Origin of the sequence: Flavobacterium anhuiense (assembly GCF_900101855.1) — a bacterium.
GTDB classification, from domain to species: Bacteria; Bacteroidota; Bacteroidia; order Flavobacteriales; family Flavobacteriaceae; genus Flavobacterium; species Flavobacterium anhuiense.
On sequence record NZ_FMVC01000003.1, the window covers coordinates 671,487 to 691,001 of the forward strand.

At 33.9% G+C, this 19,515-nt stretch carries 17 protein-coding genes; 4 read left to right on the top strand and 13 right to left on the bottom strand.

The window, feature by feature from the left end; all coding sequences use genetic code 11:
• The first annotated feature begins 125 nt into the window (after positions 1-125).
• Positions 126-515, top strand: a complete 390-nt coding sequence (ytxJ, locus tag BLP44_RS10805) for a bacillithiol system redox-active protein YtxJ (protein WP_008463134.1) — start codon at positions 126-128, stop codon at positions 513-515.
• Between the two features lie 189 nt (positions 516-704).
• Here ytxJ and BLP44_RS10810 read toward each other — a convergent pair whose 3' ends face one another.
• Entirely contained in the window at positions 705-1,871 is a 1,167-nt protein-coding gene (locus BLP44_RS10810; RefSeq protein ID WP_091132723.1) for a hypothetical protein, read from the bottom strand.
• Positions 1,868-2,869, bottom strand: a complete 1,002-nt coding sequence (locus tag BLP44_RS10815; protein ID WP_091132727.1) for a DUF2157 domain-containing protein — start codon at positions 2,867-2,869, stop codon at positions 1,868-1,870. Before BLP44_RS10815 ends, BLP44_RS10810 begins: the two co-directional genes overlap by 4 nt.
• A gap of 261 nt (positions 2,870-3,130) precedes the next feature.
• On the opposite strand from BLP44_RS10815, the gene BLP44_RS10820 reads away from it, so the two are divergent.
• Positions 3,131-4,450 (top strand): pectate lyase family protein, encoded by a 1,320-nt coding sequence (locus BLP44_RS10820; protein ID WP_091132729.1) that lies wholly within the window; start codon positions 3,131-3,133, stop codon positions 4,448-4,450.
• A gap of 81 nt (positions 4,451-4,531) precedes the next feature.
• Here BLP44_RS10820 and argH read toward each other — a convergent pair whose 3' ends face one another.
• From argH to BLP44_RS10870, 10 genes are all read right to left on the bottom strand, one after another.
• Entirely contained in the window at positions 4,532-5,812 is a 1,281-nt protein-coding gene (gene argH / locus BLP44_RS10825) for an argininosuccinate lyase (protein ID WP_091132732.1), read from the bottom strand.
• A 164-nt stretch (positions 5,813-5,976) separates the two neighbouring features.
• The gene (locus BLP44_RS10830) at positions 5,977-7,047 is read right to left on the bottom strand and encodes a M20 family metallo-hydrolase (RefSeq protein WP_091132736.1); all 1,071 of its coding nucleotides are present in this window, start codon (positions 7,045-7,047) and stop codon (positions 5,977-5,979) included.
• Positions 7,048-7,294: 247 nt separating this feature from the next.
• Positions 7,295-8,071, bottom strand: a complete 777-nt coding sequence (gene argB / locus BLP44_RS10835) for an acetylglutamate kinase (protein WP_091132739.1) — start codon at positions 8,069-8,071, stop codon at positions 7,295-7,297.
• 102 nt (positions 8,072-8,173) lie between these two features.
• Positions 8,174-9,127, bottom strand: coding sequence for an N-acetylornithine carbamoyltransferase (locus BLP44_RS10840; protein ID WP_091132742.1), 954 nt, complete (start codon positions 9,125-9,127; stop codon positions 8,174-8,176).
• A gap of 135 nt (positions 9,128-9,262) precedes the next feature.
• Entirely contained in the window at positions 9,263-10,024 is a 762-nt protein-coding gene (gene proB, locus BLP44_RS10845; protein WP_091132932.1) for a glutamate 5-kinase, read from the bottom strand.
• 229 nt (positions 10,025-10,253) lie between these two features.
• Positions 10,254-11,447, bottom strand: a complete 1,194-nt coding sequence (locus tag BLP44_RS10850; protein ID WP_240628223.1) for a glutamate-5-semialdehyde dehydrogenase — start codon at positions 11,445-11,447, stop codon at positions 10,254-10,256.
• A gap of 99 nt (positions 11,448-11,546) precedes the next feature.
• Entirely contained in the window at positions 11,547-12,686 is a 1,140-nt protein-coding gene (locus BLP44_RS10855; protein WP_091132750.1) for an aspartate aminotransferase family protein, read from the bottom strand.
• 90 nt (positions 12,687-12,776) lie between these two features.
• A complete protein-coding gene (gene argC / locus BLP44_RS10860; RefSeq protein WP_091132753.1) occupies positions 12,777-13,754 on the bottom strand; it encodes an N-acetyl-gamma-glutamyl-phosphate reductase in 978 nt (325 codons plus the stop codon).
• Entirely contained in the window at positions 13,747-14,940 is a 1,194-nt protein-coding gene (locus BLP44_RS10865) for an argininosuccinate synthase (RefSeq protein ID WP_066035001.1), read from the bottom strand. Before BLP44_RS10865 ends, argC begins: the two co-directional genes overlap by 8 nt.
• 55 nt (positions 14,941-14,995) lie before the next feature.
• Positions 14,996-15,643, bottom strand: coding sequence for a GNAT family N-acetyltransferase (locus tag BLP44_RS10870; protein ID WP_066035002.1), 648 nt, complete (start codon positions 15,641-15,643; stop codon positions 14,996-14,998).
• 201 nt (positions 15,644-15,844) lie between these two features.
• On the opposite strand from BLP44_RS10870, the gene BLP44_RS22945 reads away from it, so the two are divergent.
• Complete coding sequence (locus BLP44_RS22945) at positions 15,845-16,012, top strand: hypothetical protein (RefSeq protein WP_157498507.1); 168 nt, start codon at positions 15,845-15,847, stop codon at positions 16,010-16,012.
• A 192-nt stretch (positions 16,013-16,204) separates the two neighbouring features.
• Here the strand turns inward: BLP44_RS22945 and BLP44_RS10875 are convergent, their stop codons facing one another.
• Positions 16,205-18,472 (bottom strand): M1 family metallopeptidase, encoded by a 2,268-nt coding sequence (locus BLP44_RS10875; RefSeq protein ID WP_091132756.1) that lies wholly within the window; start codon positions 18,470-18,472, stop codon positions 16,205-16,207.
• Positions 18,473-18,657: 185 nt separating this feature from the next.
• Here BLP44_RS10875 and BLP44_RS10880 point away from each other — a divergent pair, with 185 nt between their 5' ends.
• On the top strand, positions 18,658-19,509 hold the full coding sequence (locus BLP44_RS10880) for an aldose 1-epimerase family protein (protein ID WP_091132759.1): 852 nt from the start codon (positions 18,658-18,660) through the stop codon (positions 19,507-19,509).
• The last annotated feature ends 6 nt before the right edge of the window (positions 19,510-19,515 follow it).

A 19,515-nucleotide genomic window follows, 5' to 3' on the forward strand; every position in this document is an offset into this window, starting at 1 on the left:
CAAATAATTTAACTTTGCATTGTAACAGACAAATTATATTCCACAGCATAAAAACAGACAAAAAGACAGTTTCAATCAAATTTTTCTCGATTTAACGTGTCAGAAAGTCATAAAACAAGCCAAATATGAGTTTTTTTAATTCAATCTTCGGAAGTTCAGAGAACTCAGAAGCCGCAAAAAGTAAAGTAAACTGGACAGAATTAACCGATATGCTTCAATTAATGGAAATTGAAGCCATTTCTCAAGAAAGACCAGTTGTAATTTTCAAGCATAGCACAAGATGCAGCATTAGTCGTATGGCTTTAAAGCAATTTGAAAGAGAATTTGATCTTGAAGGTGTGGTTGATGCGTATTTTTTAGATTTAATCGCACACAGAGATATTTCAAATGAAATCGCCAGCAGATTTGGCGTTTATCACGAATCTCCTCAATTGATTTTAATCAAAAACGGAAAAGCAGTTTACGATGTTTCGCACAGCGATATTGATGCTGAAGCGTTAAAAAGTAAGATCTAAGTTATAAATTATGAGTTGTGAATTATGAATTATGAGTTAATTACTTAACTTAGAATACAACAAATTTTAAAATATAAAAACCTGAAATTATTTGTATAATTCCAGGCTTTTATATTTTTACGCCAAGTCCAATTTTAATTCAAATTAGCGCTCAACTCATAATTCATAATTCACAACTCATAATTAAACTTAAAAACTTCCATCAGATCCGCCTCCACTGAAACCTCCACCTCCAAACTCCATTGGAGAAGCTTGCGGCTTTACTTCTGGTTTCATACCGAAAGTTGAAGCTACAACTAAAGCTTCTGCATTTAATAAACTATCGGAATGATTGATCCTATCTGGTTTAAAAGTCAGACCGCTTTCTTTTTCTTTTAATATCCTAATTGAAAAATAAGCAATTCCGAATAAAACTATACCGCCAAGTGTAAGCGCAACCTCAATCGGTAAAACCGAATGATAAAATCGAATCGTATAAATTGAAAATCCTATAGCTAAAAAGCTAATCCAAAGCATTAATCTGTCTTTCGTTTTTAAAGCCTGAACCAAATAAAGTACTGGAACTATAAAAGTGAAAGCATAAAAGAAATATGCAAACGGAATATCTATTCCAGGTTTTACTTCTGTTCCTAAAAGCTCTGCTGAAAGTTCTCTAACAACCAAATAATTACAAGAAAGATAAAATAAAACTAGACAAAAACTATTTGCCAATAATAGTCCGTTGTAATAATACCTTTCGTTCAGACGATTCATCATTTTTTTCGTCAAAAAGTAAAAAACTCCTGCAAAAATCATTGCTGTAAATGGTAAAATAGCTTTTCCGATATCTCCAAATTCAAACATTCCAAAAAACAAAAATGCCGTTGCAGAAAGGCAGAACACAAGCATTGAAATTACATGCAAATACCTTAGAAAGATAAAAAGCGCTCCAACTGCTACAAAAAAAGCAATCACCATTTCGTAACCTTCCGTTGTTATTCCTATTGCTGCTCCTAAGCATAAAAGCGCATTCAAAATAAAAGCATCGTCTAAACCGTGATTATGATACCCCTGATTTGCAAGCAATTCTACTCCTGCAAATCCAACTACAGCAAAAATATAACAGCAGATTTTAAAAAATGTATTCTCAGCGCTTAGCCCAAACAAAGAAATTGCTCCACAAATTGAACCAAATAATAAACAGCCAAGCAAAAAGAAACCTATTCTAACTAGGATATTTTTCTGGCTTTTTAAAACTGGAAGTTCTTTTTCTATAAATTTCTTCTGTTCTTTACTGATAAAACCTCCTTTGCACAAAGCATCCGCTTCATCTGTTAAAACCTCATTATCCAATAATTGTTTGTTGTATACTATCATTCTGCGATTTCTTTATGGAAGTTTTTAATCAATTTAATAAACATAATAATCGAACCAACAAAGTAAGCTGGCAACAAGAAAATAAGTAATTCCCAAATATCAGAAAAATCAACATTTTCAAAAATTCTGAACAAACCAATGTTTCCGCCGATATAAGCGTAAACAATCATAAATACATATAGAGACATGGCTTTATACTGATAACTGGCTTTATAAAAATAATACGTTGAACCAGCTAAAATTAGAGCAAATAGTATCCAAGTTAAAGTATCATAACCAGTTAAATTACTAATTGCCGTGATGCTTACAATGTGTAGCGCAAAAGTGAGAAAAACCAAACCAAAATGAGCTTTGAGTGAAATTCGCTCGCTATAGATTGTCCATAAAACCAATAAAACTCCTAACATTACTGCTGAATAGCTTAAACTTTGGCTTGCATACAAATTATAGCTGTCATTAAATATATCTTGTGGTGTAACTGAAAGTCCCACATAAGCCGCCAAACCAGTAATTGCAATAGTTAAAACACTTCGATTATCAAAATAATATGCGCAAAAGAAACTAACAATGGTTGGTACTAAAGTAGCCAATCCGTAATGCTCTCCAAAGGGTTTATATTGAAATTGGAGATACCCAATGAAAATACAGGTTAGAATATTTCCCGCCAAAACCAGATATTCTAAAACAGGATGTTCAAATGTTGTTTCTGATTTCTGAAAACCTTTGGAATGTTTGAAACAATAAAAAAAGCAAACTGCAATCACAATTAAAAGCAATGATAAAATGGCAATATGCCCGATGGTATCAATATTTTCATAAATCAAAATTCCAATTCCTGAAGTAAACAGCAATACTGATAAATAAAGGAACAATTTTAATTCCGCATTTAATGAAAAGATTTTTAGGCTTCTATAGGTTTTAACTTCTTCAAACTGATTTTCAGTAATTAAGCCTTTCTCAAAAAGATGGAGAGTCGACTGATCTTTGAATTTTTCCATTGGCGTGTTTTAAACTGGCACATCAAATATATGTATTTAGCATGAATTTTCTGCTTTTAACCTAACAACCTTTACTATTTTTTATAAATATATCTACAATTTATTTGATATTATAAACGTAAAAACAACATTTATAATTCTAAAAATCAAAACCTTAAAACACAAAATCTGATAAATTAATTTGAAATTACTTTAATTCTTTTACATTTGTGCAATCGATTACATTTGCAATTAAAACCACAAAAAACCACACTTAAAAAAATGAAAACAAAAATTATTTTATTAGCATTGCTTCTGCCTTGCTCCTTTCTGTTTGCTCAAAATTATTTTATGAGTGCTCCCGAAGGATTTGGCGCCTCCGCAACTGGCGGTGGGAACGCAACTCCCGTTACAGTTACTACTCTAGCTGATTTGACTGCAAAACTAAAACTAACTACACCACAGGTAATTTTAGTTTCAGGAACTATAAATTGCACTTATACGAGCTTATTGGTGAATGATAAAACCATAATTGGCCTTCCAGGCGCACGATTAGTAAATCTGGATCAAACGGCTGCTGGCTCAGGGATTTTAAGTTTGAAACCTGGTTCTAATAACATTATCATAAGAAATTTAATTTTTGAAGGACCAGGCGCATATGATGTTGATGGGCGTGACAACCTTACTTCAGAAGCAACGAATCTTTGGGTAGATCATTGCGAATTTCAAGACGGAGTGGATGGCAATTTTGACAATAAAGGCGCTGCCGATAACGTGACAGTTTCTTGGTGCAAATTCATTTATCTGAAAGCGCCAAAAGCTGGAGGTTCTGGCGGAGCAGATGATCATCGCTTTTCTGATTTGGTGGGCTCTTCCAAAACTGATGCTCCTTCTGACGGCCATTACAGCATCACTTTTAAAAATTGCTATTGGGCTGAAGGATGCAAAGAAAGAATGCCAAGAGCAAGAAATGCTGAACTTCATATTTTAAACTGCTATTATAACACCTCTGTTTCGGGTTCACTAGCCATTGGTTTAGGCGGCGGAAGTAATAACACAACTTGCTACGTTGAAGGAACTGATTTTGCTAAAATTGGAACTGCCTTTAAAAATTATGTAAGTACTGATGGTGGAACAATCGGAATTACCTTTACAGATTGTTTGAATGCGCCTGCAAATTCAGGAACTGCAGTTACAAAACCTTCTTACCCTTATAGTGTTCTGCCAATCGGGAATGTTGCGGGCTATATTTCAAACGCTTCGTGCGGAGCCGGAGCGACACTTCAGGTTACTCCTCAAGGCGTTCTTTCTACAAGCTGCAATAATTTAGGCCTTAATGACAACAATGCAAATAATCTGGATTTGAAGTATTATCCATCAGTTATAAATCGTCTTTTGAATATTGATTTTTCAAGTGCTGATAATGGCTTGGCAGAAGTAGATTTATTTTCATCGAATGGATCGAAAGTATATTCGCATTCCAAAAACGTTTCTCCTGACGAAAAATTAGAATTAAACGTCGGAAATCTTGCAAAAGGCATTTATGTCTGTAAAGTACAAATAGACAATCGAAGCAAAACATTTAAATTAGTAAAAAACTAATTCTTGTTTAAAGCAAAAGGTCATTGAAACAAATCAATGACCTTTTTACTTTTTACAGCTTATTTTTCACATTTAACAAAACTAAAAAGCCGCTTTCATTTTATCTTTTATTGCATCTAAGCATAAATTGTTGATACTGCCTTCATGCGTGTGTTTTGTCGCTTTTGGAGACTGATACGTTCCTGATTCTAATTGTTCAGCAACAGCTTTGTAAGCATCTCTAAACGGCATTCCTGCAACCACCATTTCGTTTAGAGTATCTACAGTAAATAGATAATCGTATTTTTTATCTTCTAAAATATGATCTTTTACTGTGATATCTTTTATAGAAAAAATTGCAATATCCAAACATGCTTTCAAGTTTTGAATCGCTGGAAACAAACCTTCTTTTAAAAGCTGTAAATCTCTATGATAACCACTTGGAAGATTGTTTGTAATCAAAGTGATTTCGTATGGAAGCGCCTGAATTTTATTGCATTTTCCTCTGATTAATTCGAAAACATCTGGGTTTTTCTTGTGAGGCATAATGCTTGATCCTGTTGTAAGATGCGCCGGAAGACCAATAAAATTAAAATTCTGGCTCATATACAAACAAACGTCCATTGCAAATTTTGACAACGTTCCTGCAACGCTTGTCATAGCAAAAGCAACCGTTTTTTCTGCTTTTCCACGGCTCATTTGTGCCGCAACAGCATTGTATTTCAAAGTTTCGAAACCTAACTCCTGAGTCGTAAACGTTCTGTTGATTGGAAATGAACTTCCATAACCAGCTGCAGATCCCAACGGATTCTGATCTACAATTTTTGAAGCAGCATTCAGCATTGTAATATCGTCGATCAAACTTTCAGCATAAGCAGAAAACCACATTCCGAATGATGATGGCATTGCAATTTGCAAATGCGTATAACCTGGCAATAATACATTTTGATGCTTTTCTGCCGATTCCATCAACAAATCAAATAATGTTTTTACCTGCTCTTTGATTGCTTTTAATTCGTCTTTTAAATACAAATGAACATCAACCAAAACCTGATCGTTACGAGAACGTGCCGTATGGATTTTCTTTCCTGCATCGCCTAGTTTTACAGTTAGAAGATATTCAATTTTAGAATGTACATCTTCAAAACTATCTTCGATTTCGAAATTACCCACTACGATATCTGCAATAATTTCGTTTAAAGCATCAACCAAAGATGTTGTTTCTTCCTGAGTTAATAAACCAATCTGACCCAACATTTTGGCGTGCGCGATTGAACCTAAAGCATCATATTTTGCTAAAACTAAATCTAGTTCACGGTCGTTTCCGACAGTAAATTGTTCGATTTGTTTATCTGTTGGTATTCCTTTTTCCCAAAGTTTCATAGGTCTTATTTTTTTGCCACGACTCGAGCGCTAGCGAACTGGCGAAGCAATTCACGAATTATTTTTTTCAAATCTTTGCGATTATTTTTTCGAATTAATTCGAATTAATATTTCATTTCGATAGAAAAAAAACAATTCGTGAATTCGTGGCGGTTTTTCTTTTATTATAATTTAAAGAAACCCGTTAGTATTTTGATATACAGGTCGATTCCTTCTACAATTTCATTTACAAAAATAAATTCGTCAGCTGAATGCGAACGTAATGTTTCTCCCGGTCCTAATTTTAAAGACTGACAGCTTAAAACTGACTGATCTGAAAGTGTTGGCGAACCATAAGTTGTTCTTCCTAAAGCAATTCCTGCCTGAACCAAACCGTGTTCGATTGGAATAGACGATGAATTTAAGTGCATTGATCTTGGTGTTACTTCGGCATTTACGTTTGCTTTTACCACTTCCAAGATTTCGGCATTGGAATAACGGTCTGTTACACGAATGTCAACTACTAAATCACATTCTGATGGCACTACGTTGTGCTGTTTTCCTGCATTGATTTGGGTTACAGTCATTTTTACAGGACCTAAAACATCAGAGATTTCATCAAATTTATAGTTTTTAAACCACTCCATTACTGGAATTGATTTATATAATGCATTATCGTCGTTTTGATGTGCAGCGTGGCTTGCAGTTCCTTTTACTTTTACATCAAGAACCAAAAGTCCTTTTTCAGCAATTGCTAATTGCATTAAAGTTGGTTCTCCTACAATAGCGCAATCTAGTTCTGGTAAATGTTTTAAAACACTGTTTAAACCGTTTTTACCACTACTTTCTTCTTCCGCAGAAGCCACAATTACAATATTGTGAGAAAGGTTTTGATTTTCGTAAAAATGTACAAAAGTCGCTAGTAATGAAACTAAACATCCTCCAGCGTCGTTACTTCCTAAACCAAATAATTTTCCGTCTTTTTCGATTGCTTTAAACGGATCGTTGGTATACGCCTGATTTGGTCGTACAGTATCGTGATGTGAGTTTAGTAAAAGTGTCGGTTTGTTTTCGTCGAAATATTTGTTGAAAGCCCACACATTGTTGTTTTCTCTCTTGAAAGGAATTTCATTCTGATTGAACCAATTTTCTATTAAAAGAGCCGTCTGATCTTCTTCACTTGAAAATGAAGGGGTTTCGATTAAGCTTTTTAATAAACTAATTGCTTCTTGGGTAAGCGTATCTATATTTTTCATTTTAATAAGGTTCAAAGGCTCAAAGGAACAAAGCAGCAAAGTTTTTGAGCTTTCCTTTGACCATTTTTACTTGCGCAAATTTATTTAAAATACCTCGCGCGCTCTATTTTTTTGCCACTAATTACACGGATTTCCAAACATTATTTTTTTGTTGTAGATTTAAAATCAAAATGAACTTTTTAATGTTTCTCTAAAATTATTTTCTCTTTTAACAGCAAAAATCAAAGTCAATTTGTGGCAACATTTTTTATAATGTAATTGTTGTATGTGGAATATCCGAATTTTGAAGCATTCTGTGATGTCCAATTTTGATTTTCTGCACGCCTCTTGATAAACTATTGAAACAGTTATCCAGTTTTGGAATCATTCCTGAATGGATTACTTTTTCTTCTTTTAGTTTATTATATAATGTCTGGTTGATTTCTGTAATTACAGATGAATCGTCTTCTGAATCCATTAAAACACCTTGTTTTTCAAAACAGTAGGTCAGCGTAACATCAAAAACTTCAGATAAGGCCATTGATAGTTCACTTGCAATCGTATCGGCATTGGTATTTAACAATTGTCCGTTTTTATCGTGTGTAATCGCGCAGAAAACAGGAACAACTCCAGCTTCTAACAAAGTTGCCAATAATTTGGTGTTGACTTGTTTTACATCTCCCACAAATCCGTAATCGATCGTAGGGTGATTTCTTTTTGTCGACTGAATTAAATTTCCGTCAGCTCCAGAAAAACCTATTGCGTTATTGTCTTTAGCCTGTAACTGCGCTACAATATGTTTGTTGATTTGTCCTGCGTAAATCATCACGACAACATCAAGCATTGGAGCATCTGTAATTCGGCGTCCGTCAATCATTTGCGGAACTAATCCAATACTCTGTGCCATTTTTGTAGCCGATTTTCCACCGCCGTGAACTAAAACTTTATAGCCTTCAATTTTAGAAAAATCAGTTAAAAACTGTTCTAATTCTGTTGGACTGTCAATGATGTTTCCACCTATTTTGATTACGGTAACTTTTTTCATGAGGTTGAAAGGTTCAAAGTGACAAAGTAACAAAGTTGCAAAGTTTTTTTAAAAGATTTAAGCCTCTGTCACTTTGTAACTTTGTTTCTTTGTAACTTTAATTTACAATTTCTTCAAAATCTTTTGTAAAACTAATTGTGCTGAATACGTTCTATTATTTGCCTGCTCGATTACGATTGAATTTTCTCCGTCCAAAACTTCGTCACTTACAATTACATTTCTACGAACTGGAAGACAGTGCATGAATTTTCCGTTGTTGGTTAAAGCCATTTTTTCAGCGGTGACGGTCCAATTTGGATCGCTGTTGGTCACTTTTCCGTAATCGTTGAAGTTACTCCAGTTTTTTACGTAAACGAAATCAGCATTTTCAAAAGCTTTGTTTTGATCGTATTCGATTTTGCAGTCTTTTGTGATTTCCGGACTTAACTCGTAACCTTTTGGATGTGTGATTACAAAATCCATATCTTTCTGCATCTGCATCATTTCTACGAATGAATTGGCTACAGCCTGTGGCAATGCTTTTGGATGTGGCGCCCACGAAAGCACTACTTTTGGTTTATCTTTGTGTCTAGGTTTGAATTCTTCCATTGTAATTGCGTCTGCAAGTGACTGCAGCGGGTGACGAATAGCGCTTTCCATATTTACAATCGGCACTGTAGCATATTTCAAAAATCCTGAAATCACAGTTTCTTGATAATCTTTTTCCTTATCAACTAAACCTGCAAAAGCACGAATAGCAATGATATCACAATATTGCGAAACTACTTCTGCTGCTTCTTTAATGTGTTCAGAAGCGCCAGAATTCATCACAGCTCCGTCTTCGAATTCCAATGTCCATCCTTCGTTGGTAAAATTCATTACCATAACGTTCATTCCTAAGTTCATTGCCGCTTTTTGAGTACTCAAACGCGTTCTTAAACTTGGATTGAAGAATAACATTCCAAGAGTTTTATTCTTTCCTAAACTTTGATTTTTAAGCGGATTCTTTTTGATCTTAATCGCTTGTTTTACCCATTTTGATAATGAGTTGATGTCTTTTATTGAAATATAGTTCATTTGTTTTTGCTTTTTTAGTTGTTTTTTCCGCCACGAATTCACGAATTATTTTTTCCAATCTTTGCGATTTTTTTCGAATGAATTCGAATTAATATTTCGTTTAAATAGTAAAAAGAATAATTCGTGAATTCGTGGCTATAAAATTTTCGTAAATGGAATTTCGTCTTTCAATGCCCGCAGAATAAAATTATCATTCAGTCCATTGACAATCCAGGTTTCGATGTTTGCTGCTTTTGAAATTGCCGCTGCTTCTATTTTTGATTGCATTCCTCCTGTTCCGTGTGATGATTTTGCTTCACCGATTTCCTTCTCGAGCGTTTTTAAATCATTTACTAATTTAATCGTTTCTGGATTTTCATCATGAATTGATTCTTTCGTGTAAATTCCGTTTGTATTGGTAGCAATTATCAGAATATCAACATTTAAAAGAACCGCGGTCAAAGCTGCTAATTTGTCATTATCTCCAAACCGAATCTCATCTGTTGCAACGGTATCATTTTCATTGATAATCGGAATGTAATTGTTTTTGACTAATACATTAATCGTATTTACAATGTTCTTTTTGGTTTGCTCTTTTTCGAAATCCGAATAAGAAAGTAAACACTGCGACGTATTTAAGCCTAAATCTTTGAAATTCTCATTGTAAATCCGCATTAAATGTGGCTGTCCGATTGAAGCTAAAGCTTGCTTTACAAAAACATCTTTATCTTGATTATCCAGTTTTACAAATTGCTTTGCCGCCGCAATTGCTCCAGAACTTACTATGATAAATTCATATTCATCGTTTAAAGCCGCAATCTGTATTCCAAGATCTTCAATCTTTCCCCGCGAAATATGGTTGGTTTCTTTGGTTAAGGTATTACTTCCTATTTTTAATAAAATCCGTTTTTTTGCCATGTCTTTTGTTTTTGCCACGAAGGCGCTAAGGCACTAAGTTTTTTTTAAACCGCAAAGTGCGCAAGGCTTTATATTCTTTGTGTTTACAAACGCTAAGTTCGCAAAGCTTTATCTATAGTTAAATTCTAATAAATAAATAAACTCTAAATTCCAATAATCTGAAATCAAAAATCGTTAATCATCAATCTAAAATCTGAACTCTAAAATCTGAACTCTAAAATCTAAAATTCTAACGTATTTGTCCTTCTCCGTACACGTACCATTTATTGGTTACCAAATGCTGTAAACCAATTGGGCCTCTTTGATGGAGTTTATCCGTACTTATCGCTAATTCTCCGCCTAAACCAAACTGTCCGCCGTCCGTGAAACGGGTCGAAGCATTTTGGTAAACTGCTGCTGCGTCTATTGATTCCATAAATTGTTGTGCGATTTCATCGTTTCTGGTAATAATTGCTGCAGAATGTCCACCACAATACTTATTAATCTTGTCAATAGCATGTTCCTGAGAATCGATAGTTCCGATTACAATTTTATAATCTAGAAACTCTTCATACCAAATATCTTCATTTTGAAGTGTTTTCGTGTTTTCAAAATTCTCTAATGATTTATCAACGATAACTTCCACTTTTGATTCTACTAAAGCTTCGATTAACATAGCTGTAAAACCTTCAAAATTTGGAAGTTTAGAACTTATCAAAACTTTATCTAGTGCATTACAAGCCGAAATTTTAGCTGTTTTAGCGTTTAAAATCACTTTTAAAGCCAAATCTGTATCGGCATCTTCATGAACGTAAACAAAATTATTTCCTCGTCCGCTTACAATAACTGGGCAAGTGGCATGTGCTTTTACAAATTCAATAAGTTTTTCTCCACCTCTCGGAACTATTAAATCGACTTTTTGAGTTGGTTTTTCTAAAAAAGCCTGTGTTTCAGTTCTGTTATAATTCAGATATTCCACCCAGTCTTTTGAAACTCCATTTTCTTCTAAAGCTTTATGCCAAAGACTTACGATTTTTAAGTTTGATTTTAAAGACTCTTTTCCTCCTTTTAATAAAATCTTATTTCCGGATTTAAAAGCAATTCCGCCAGCTTCGATTGTAACGTCTGGACGAGATTCATAAATAATTAAAATCGTTCCGAAAGCAGCGGTTTTATTAACCACTTTAATTCCATTATCATGAGTAAAATGAAAACGCTCTACACCAACGGGATCTTCTTGAGAAGCTAACTGATTAAGCGATAAAATCATTTCATCGACTTTTTTATCATCTACTTTCAGGCGTTCTTCCATCGCTAAATCTGAACCGTCGTAATCGGCAAGATCTTCCTGATTGGTCAAGATTATCTCATTCCGCTCTTGCTCGACCAGCTTTGCCATAGTCTGCAAAACCGCATTGCGTGTTTCAATTGATAATGGTTTCATAATTTCAAGTGGGTTGGTTGTTTTTTGGTTGTTTCTTTTTATAGAAACTTATTAATATCTAACAGGTTTTGGAAACCTGTTAGGATAATAGTATTATGTTTAGTTTTTTAATTCTTCTAAACTTTCTTTTAAAGCTTTTACAAACGTATCAATATCTGCTTTTTTAACAGTCAATGGCGGTAAAATTCTTAATAGATTTTTATTGTTCGCGCTTCCTGTAAAAATATGTTTCTCGATGATTAATTTCTTTCTTAAAGCCGCAACATCAAAATCAAATTCTACTCCAAGCATTAGACCTTTTCCTTTTACTTGTTTGATTCCTGGAACTTCTTTGATTTTTTCTAAGAAATATGCATAAACTTCGTTGACATTATTTTGTAAATCAAGTTTTTCAATTACATCTAAAACTGCAATTCCTGCCGCACACGACAGGTGGCTTCCGCCGAAAGTAGTTCCTAATAATCCGAAACTTGCTTCGAATTTTGGAGAAATCAAAATCGCTCCAACCGGGAATCCGTTCCCCATTCCTTTTGCAACTGAAATAATATCAGCGTTGATTCCGTGATGTTGGAAAGCGAAGAATTTCCCGCTTCTTCCGTATCCTGATTGTACTTCATCTAAAATTAAAACAACATCGTGTTTTTTGCATGCTTTTTCTAAAGCCTGAAAAAACTCAGTTGTTCCCTGGTCTAAACCTCCAACTCCCTGAATTCCTTCGATAATTACTGCTGTAACATCTCCTTTAGCTAATTCAGCTTCAACTAATTCGATTTGATTTAAAGGTAAAAAAGTAACAACTTGCTGTGCGTTAATTGGCGCAACGATCTTTTTGTTATCTGTAACCGCAACGGCTGCAGATGTTCTTCCGTGGAAAGAATTATCAAAAGCTACAACTCTTGATTTTCCGTTATGGAAAGAAGCCAATTTTAAAGCATTTTCGTTTGCTTCAGCACCAGAACTGCATAAAAACAATTCGTAGTCTTCAAGACCAGAAAGTTTTCCTAATTTCTGCGCCAATTCCACCTGTAAAGGATTCTGAATAGCATTCGAATAAAATCCTAAATTATCTATTTGATTTTTAAGTTTAGCTACATAATCCGGCTGTGTGTGTCCAATAGAAATCACACCATGACCGCTGTATAAATCTAAATATTCTACTCCTTTGTCGTCAATAATAGTACAATCTACTGCTTTTACTGGAGTTATGTCGTATAATGGGTAAACGTTGAATAAGTTCATTTTTTTTTAGTTTTTGGTTTTTGGTTGATGGTTGATAGTTTAAGCTCAATATTTCCATAAACTATAAACCAACAACCATCAACTATAATATTAAAATCCGCTTGGTTTCAAATGTAAACCTGTGGTTTCTTCTAATCCGAACATTAAATTCATGTTTTGAATTGCTTGCCCTGAAGCACCTTTGGTTAAGTTATCGATAATTGATGTTATGAGAACCCGGTTTCCTTTTTTCAATAAACTAATAATACATTTATTCGTTTGCACTACCTGTTTCATATTGATGTTCGTTGTAGTAACGGTTACGAAAGGTTCGTTTTTATAGAATTCTTCGTATTTAGCAACTAATTGTTCCAAACTATCATCGCAAACTGTATATAAGGTTGCAAAAATTCCTCTTGGGAAATCTCCTCTATTCGGAATAAAAAGCAATTCGCTGTCAAAATCGTCTTGCAATTGCACTAAGCTTTCTGAAATTTCACCTAAATGCTGGTGTTCAAATGCTTTATAATGCGACATATTGTTGTTTCTCCAACTGAAATGAGAAGTTTCTGAAAGACCTACTCCTGCTCCTGTACTTCCAGTTGTGGCATTAATATGAACATCATTATTAAGCAGATTATGTTTTGCTAAAGGCAATAAAGCCAACTGAATAGCCGTTGCAAAACAACCTGGATTAGCAATATAATTTGTCTTTTTGATTTCAGCCTTATTGATCTCAGGCAAACCGTAGACAAAATCTTTCCCTTCAAAATGCGCATCTTTATTCAATCTGAAATCATTTCCTAAATCAATAATCTTAGTATGACTTGCAAACTGATTTTCTTTCAAAAATGAAATTGATTTTCCGTGCCCTAAACACAAGAAAACTACATTCACATTCGGATTGATTTCGGCTGTGAAATTCATTTCGATATCTCCCATCAAATCGTGATGCGCTACAGAAAGTGGCTTTCCAGCATTTGTTGTACTGTAAACAAAATCGATGTTTACTTTTGGATGATACATTAAAATTCTGATGAGTTCTCCGGCCGTATAACCCGAACCACCAATAATTCCGACATTAATCATGATCTAATTTGTTTACAGATGAGAATATGTTTTGTGCATTTCCTAAAATCTTGATAAATCCTTTTGCATCTTCTGATGTCCAAGCATTGTTCATTTCTCCGTACTGACCAAAACCTGTGTTCATCAAATCGTTAGGAGATTCTATTCCGTCAAGCGAGAAATGATATGGTTTTAATGAAACGGTTACAGTTCCATTTACTGTTTTTTGAGTGTCTTGCAAGAAAGTTTCAATGTTTCTCATAACCGGATCTAAGAATTGACCTTCGTGGAATAACATCCCATACCAATTTCCTAACTGCTCTTTCCAGTATTGTTGCCATTTTCCTAGAGTGTGTTTCTCTAATAAATGGTGCGCTTTGATGATAATTAACGGAGCTGCAGCTTCAAAACCAACTCTTCCTTTAATTCCGATAATGGTATCTCCTACGTGAATATCTCTACCAATTGCGTAAGCACTTGCCAATTTTTCAAGAGCTACAATATTATTTGAAGGCTTATCCGTTTTTCCGTTTAAACCAACTAATTCTCCTTGCTCAAAATGAAGTGTTACTTTCTCTTCTCCTTCTTTTTGTAATTGCGATGGATAAGCTTCGCTTGGTAACGGTTGACCAGAAGTTAAAGTTTCCTTACCTCCAACACTTGTTCCCCAAAGCCCCTTATTGATAGAATATTGTGCTTTTTCCCAAGAATAGCTTACACCATTTTTTTGAAGATATTCAACTTCTTCTTGTCTTGACAATTTTAAATCTCTAATTGGAGTAATGATTTCGATTTCTGGAGCAATAGTCTGGAAAATCAAATCGAAACGAATTTGATCGTTTCCTGCACCAGTACTTCCGTGGGCGATAGCAGTTGCTCCCACTTTTTTAGCATATTTTATAGCTTCAATTGCTTGAAAAACACGTTCTGCACTAACTGATAACGGGTAAGTATTGTTTTTTAAAACATTTCCGAAAATTAGGTATTTGATAGCTTTATCGTAATATTTATCTAAAATGGTTAAGTTGGCGTGTTGCGCACTTCCTAACTCGTAAGCTCTTTTTTCTATTGCTGATAATTCTTCTGCACTAAATCCTCCTGTATCAACAAGAACGGTATGAACTTCATAACCTTTTTCGTTTTTTAAATATTTCAAACAATACGAAGTATCTAGTCCTCCGCTATAAGCTAATACTACTTTTTTCATTTTATATAATTTAGGCTAATACTTTCGTATATAGCAGTTTGAGATTTCTTTTTAATTAAATTTTGAATAAAAAAATAAATGACAAGATTTTGTTTAAGAATAAAGCTTGTTTTATTTTTCTAAGTCTGTTTAAAACAGCCTCATTAAAAGGATGTCTTGGCGGTGTTTTTTGTTTTTCTTTTGGGTCATATAACATTCCCGTACAAAGGCACATTTTATTTTCTTTGCTTTGCAAAATGTGATAATTTGTACATGTTTTACAACCCGCCCAGAAACTCGGATCTGTTGTCAATTCTGAGAAAGGAACTGGTTTATAGCCTAATTCAGAGTTAATTTTCATCACAGCCAAACCAGTCGTAATTCCAAATATTTTAGCATCTGGGAATCTCTTCAAAGAATATTCAAAAACTTTTGATTTTATCTTTTTGGCCAAACCATGACTTCTATAATCTGGATGTACAATTAATCCAGAATGCGCAACGAATTTTCCGTGCTGCCAGCTTTCTATATAACAAAAACCTGCAAATTTTCCGTCTGCCAAAGCAATCATTGCATCACCATTTGCCATTTTTTTCTGAATGTACTCAGGAGTTCTTTTAGCAATCCCCGTACCTCTTAATAAGGCAGACGATTCTATCGTATCGCAAATTTCCTGCGCATACTTAAAATGTTCTTCTTGAGTTACAACAATAGAGATCTTCATTTCAATTATTGAAGTTAGAGTTAAAAATTAAAGCATATTGATTCGTTTGAAATCCAGAATTGAATCCAATAAAATTAAGCAAAAAAGAAGTAACACCTTCAAAATCAAAACATTGATTAAGAAAATTTACAAAACAATAAATACTTTTAGGATATGTTTGTCCAATGGACAAATTATGTGATTTCAAAATGAAAAATGGGTATGAATAAATATACGGCTATAAAACTCAGTGAACACTATAGAGATAGTGTCCGTACTTCGGGAGAAGTAATCGGTGAGTTTGTCCGTGACAAAGAAGTTATATGTAAACTTATTTTATTCATCGGTGCAAAAGTACATCTTTTTTTTATTCACAAAACAAAAAATTAAATTTCTAACATTTTTTTGACGTTTTGTTGTTTTTTAAAGATTTTAAAATTCTAAGGTACTGAGGTTCTAAGGCTTTACTTTTAACTTGAACGAACTAAAAACTTGAAACCTAAACTTGAAACTTAAAACAAAAGAAAAAACCCGACAGTTAAAATAACTATCGGGCTTTAAAATTTTCTCTATTATTCTAAATTACTTTCTAGTAAAAGGTATTACTTGACCATTTGAAAGTATCAAATCGAAACCGTTTTTAGCTTCGTTAAATTTAAGTTTTAAGCCAGCTCTAGCAGATTCGAATGTATCTTTTTCGTTTGCGACAGGCTCTAATGCAAATTTTGGATAATTAGGAAGTTCTGCATTTAAAACGCTATTTTTCTCTGTCAATTCAATTGTCAGAGGAGATTTTGCAGTAACATAATTACCTAAATATGGATCTAAAATAAGATCTTTTTCTATTTTACCTTTTCCCGCTGTCCAAACATTGTTTGACTCATTATTATCTGGGAAAGCATGGTCAGGATCTAAAGTAATGCTCTCAATTTCTTCAGTTGAATTATGTTTGAAAGACCAAGAGTTATTTCTTTGCCAAATTTCTACAGGTAAATTAACTCTTGTTACTTTTCCGCTCTTTGTTTTAACATCTAATACAATTGGCATTGGCATTTTATCAAAATTCTCAACTGTGATTACAGCACCCTTAGCTGGATCGTTTTTCACATATTTAACTGAGTTAACACCTTGGTCAAAACGCCAGTTGTTTACGTACCAGCTTCTCCAGAACCAGCTCAAGTCTTCTCCTGCCACGTTTTCCATAGTTCTGAAAAAATCGTCTGGCTGCGGATGTTTATATGCCCAACGCTCAATATAAGTTCTAAAAGCAGTATCAAAACGTTCTTTTCCTAAGACTTGTTCTCTTAATAAAATAAGACCTGCGCTTGGTTTAAAGTAGCATAACATTCCAATATTAGCTTCTTTCATATTATCAGGAGAACTCATGATAGTTTCTAAATCTGGGCGTGTGAAAGATTCTGCTTCTTGATGTAAATCTGTAGGCTGTTCTTTGTATTCGCCATTATTAAACGCAGCAGTGCTTAAAGAATTGATAAATGTATTAAATCCTTCATCCATCCACGCAAATAATCTTTCGTTTGACCCCACAATCATTGGGAACCAAATATGCCCAAATTCGTGATCTGTTACTCCCCAAAGATCTTGTCCTTTAGATTTCCATCCACAGAAAACAATTCCTGGGTATTCCATACCACCTTCATTTCCAGCCACATTTGTTGCTGCTGGGTAAGGATATTCAAACCATTGTTTAGAATAATGCTCAATTGACGCTTTTACATATTCTGTAGAACGCCCATAAGCGCCTTGGCCTGCACTCTCAACAGGATAAGCAGATAATGCCAATGATTTTTTACCGCTTGGAAGATTAATTTTTGCTCCATCTAAAATGAATGCTGGAGATGACGCCCAAGAGAAATCACGCGCATTTTTGATTTTATAATGCCATGTTTTTTCTGTTCCTGAATTACTATTTGCTGTTGTATTAACTTCTTGCTCTGAGCGAATTGTCACCGTTTTATCACTGTTTGCAGCATCTTTATATCTTTTTAATTGCTCAGCAGAAAACACTTCCTGACCGTTTAACAATTCACCAGAAGCTACAACATAATGATTTCCTGGAACTGTAAGTTTCACATCAAAATCACCATATTCTAAGTAAAACTCAGATGCACCTAAATAAGGAGCCGTATTCCATCCTCGCACATCATCATACACACACATACGCGGATACCACTGTGCAATAGTAAAGATTTTTCCGTTTTTAGTTTCCAAAACCCCCATTCTGTCTGATCCTTCGAAAGGCGCAATAAATGAGAATTCAATTTTAACCTTTACAGAACCTCCTTTTGCAGCCAATGCTTGAGGAAGAAAAATCTGCATTCTGGTATCTGTAACTACATATTTAACATCAACTTCTGTTTTGTTTTTTCCTCCAGAAACTACTTTTACAGATTTAATTTTATTTCCTCCATCAAAAACTTGTCCTTGAGCTCCGTTACGGCTTCCTGTTAAAGGCACAACAGCATTTCCTCTAGAATCGTCTTTGAATAAGTTTTGATCTAAATTCAGCCAAAGAAATGATAATTTATTAGGGCTATTATTGGTATAAGTAATTTCATCTGTACCTACAATCTCATTTGTAGTTGCATTTAATTTTGCCGTAATCTGATAATCGGCTCTATTCTGCCAATACTCTACTCCCGGTTCACCGCTCGCAGTACGAGTTGAAGTACCATTTTTACTGTAAAAATGAGGTCCAAAGGCATCATGGTAATTGTAATTGTTTACTGGATTTGCTGCTGGTGCTGACGGAGTTTGCTGCGCCCATACTGAAGAAATCCCAAAAAATAAAGCCGCGGTTAAAATGGCTTTTGCAGATTGCTTTTTCATATTTTTTAGCTGTTTATGTAGCAAATTAATGAAAAAAAAAGCTATTCACAGAGAAATTTTAAAACATAAATTTAATTTTAGCATAATTTTATCAATAAAATAATTTAAGCCTTTTTCTTAAAAAACTAAATTTTATAAAATATATTTACATCTATTAAAAAAACATTCATTTTAGATTCAACATTGTGACTACAACTATCTCAAATTCTATATTAAAAGCCTCTATCAAACATGCTGGAGCCGAATTATTTTCTATAAAAGACAATCAAAGCAACGAATATATTTGGGAAGGCAATCCTGATTTCTGGGGCAAGCATTCACCTGTACTTTTTCCGATTGTAGGAACTTTAAAAAACAACACCTATACAATCAATGAAAAAGAATATCATTTGCCACGCCATGGTTTTGCACGTGACATGGATTTTGAATTGATTGAAAAAACTGAAAGCAAAGCTGTTTTCTCTCTTAAATCTTCTCAAGAAACATTCGCAAAATATCCTTTTGAATTTGAGTTGCAACTTATTTATACGCTTAGCGAAAATGCACTGGAGCTTGAATATAGAGTAATAAACAATGGGAAAGAAAAAATGCCTTTCTCTATTGGAGCACATCCGGCAATAGCACTTCCTGATAGCTTTGAAAATTATGCGTTTCAATTTGAAAAAGAAGAAAATTTAAAGTACTATCTTCTTGAAAATGATTTAATTTCATCTAAGACTAAAGTTTTGGAGACAAAAAATAATGTAATTCCTTTAAATTATGAACTGTTCAAAAATGACGCCTTGATTTTTAAAACATTAGAATCAAAATCATTAACCATTCTTAACAATTCAAAACCCTATGTAAAGGTGGATTATTACGATTTTCCAAGTTTAGGAATCTGGACAAAAGAAAATGCTCCGTTTGTTTGCATCGAACCTTGGCTTGGTTATTCTGATACCGATCAGAATACTGGTGACTTATATAAAAAAGAAGGGATTTTGACATTAGAAGAAAACAAAAATTTCAGTGCAAAATTTAGTATTACAATATTATAAAGTAAA

Coding starts and splice junctions, on each gene's coding strand:
- BLP44_RS10810 (WP_091132723.1), bottom strand. CDS start 1,871: ATGATAGTATACAACAAACAATTATTGGATAATGAGGTTTTAACAGAT.
- BLP44_RS10840 (WP_091132742.1), bottom strand. CDS start 9,127: ATGAACTATATTTCAATAAAAGACATCAACTCATTATCAAAATGGGTA.
- argC (WP_091132753.1), bottom strand. CDS start 13,754: ATGATTAATGTCGGAATTATTGGTGGTTCGGGTTATACGGCCGGAGAA.
- BLP44_RS10815 (WP_091132727.1), bottom strand. CDS start 2,869: ATGGAAAAATTCAAAGATCAGTCGACTCTCCATCTTTTTGAGAAAGGC.
- proB (WP_091132932.1), bottom strand. CDS start 10,024: ATGGCAAAAAAACGGATTTTATTAAAAATAGGAAGTAATACCTTAACC.
- BLP44_RS10870 (WP_066035002.1), bottom strand. CDS start 15,643: ATGAAGATCTCTATTGTTGTAACTCAAGAAGAACATTTTAAGTATGCG.
- BLP44_RS10865 (WP_066035001.1), bottom strand. CDS start 14,940: ATGAAAAAAGTAGTATTAGCTTATAGCGGAGGACTAGATACTTCGTAT.
- BLP44_RS10850 (WP_240628223.1), bottom strand. CDS start 11,447: ATGAAACCATTATCAATTGAAACACGCAATGCGGTTTTGCAGACTATG.
- argH (WP_091132732.1), bottom strand. CDS start 5,812: ATGAAACTTTGGGAAAAAGGAATACCAACAGATAAACAAATCGAACAA.
- argB (WP_091132739.1), bottom strand. CDS start 8,071: ATGAAAAAAGTTACCGTAATCAAAATAGGTGGAAACATCATTGACAGT.
- BLP44_RS10820 (WP_091132729.1), top strand. CDS start 3,131: ATGAAAACAAAAATTATTTTATTAGCATTGCTTCTGCCTTGCTCCTTT.
- BLP44_RS22945 (WP_157498507.1), top strand. CDS start 15,845: ATGAATAAATATACGGCTATAAAACTCAGTGAACACTATAGAGATAGT.
- BLP44_RS10875 (WP_091132756.1), bottom strand. CDS start 18,472: ATGAAAAAGCAATCTGCAAAAGCCATTTTAACCGCGGCTTTATTTTTT.
- ytxJ (WP_008463134.1), top strand. CDS start 126: ATGAGTTTTTTTAATTCAATCTTCGGAAGTTCAGAGAACTCAGAAGCC.
- BLP44_RS10855 (WP_091132750.1), bottom strand. CDS start 12,686: ATGAACTTATTCAACGTTTACCCATTATACGACATAACTCCAGTAAAA.
- BLP44_RS10830 (WP_091132736.1), bottom strand. CDS start 7,047: ATGAAAAATATAGATACGCTTACCCAAGAAGCAATTAGTTTATTAAAA.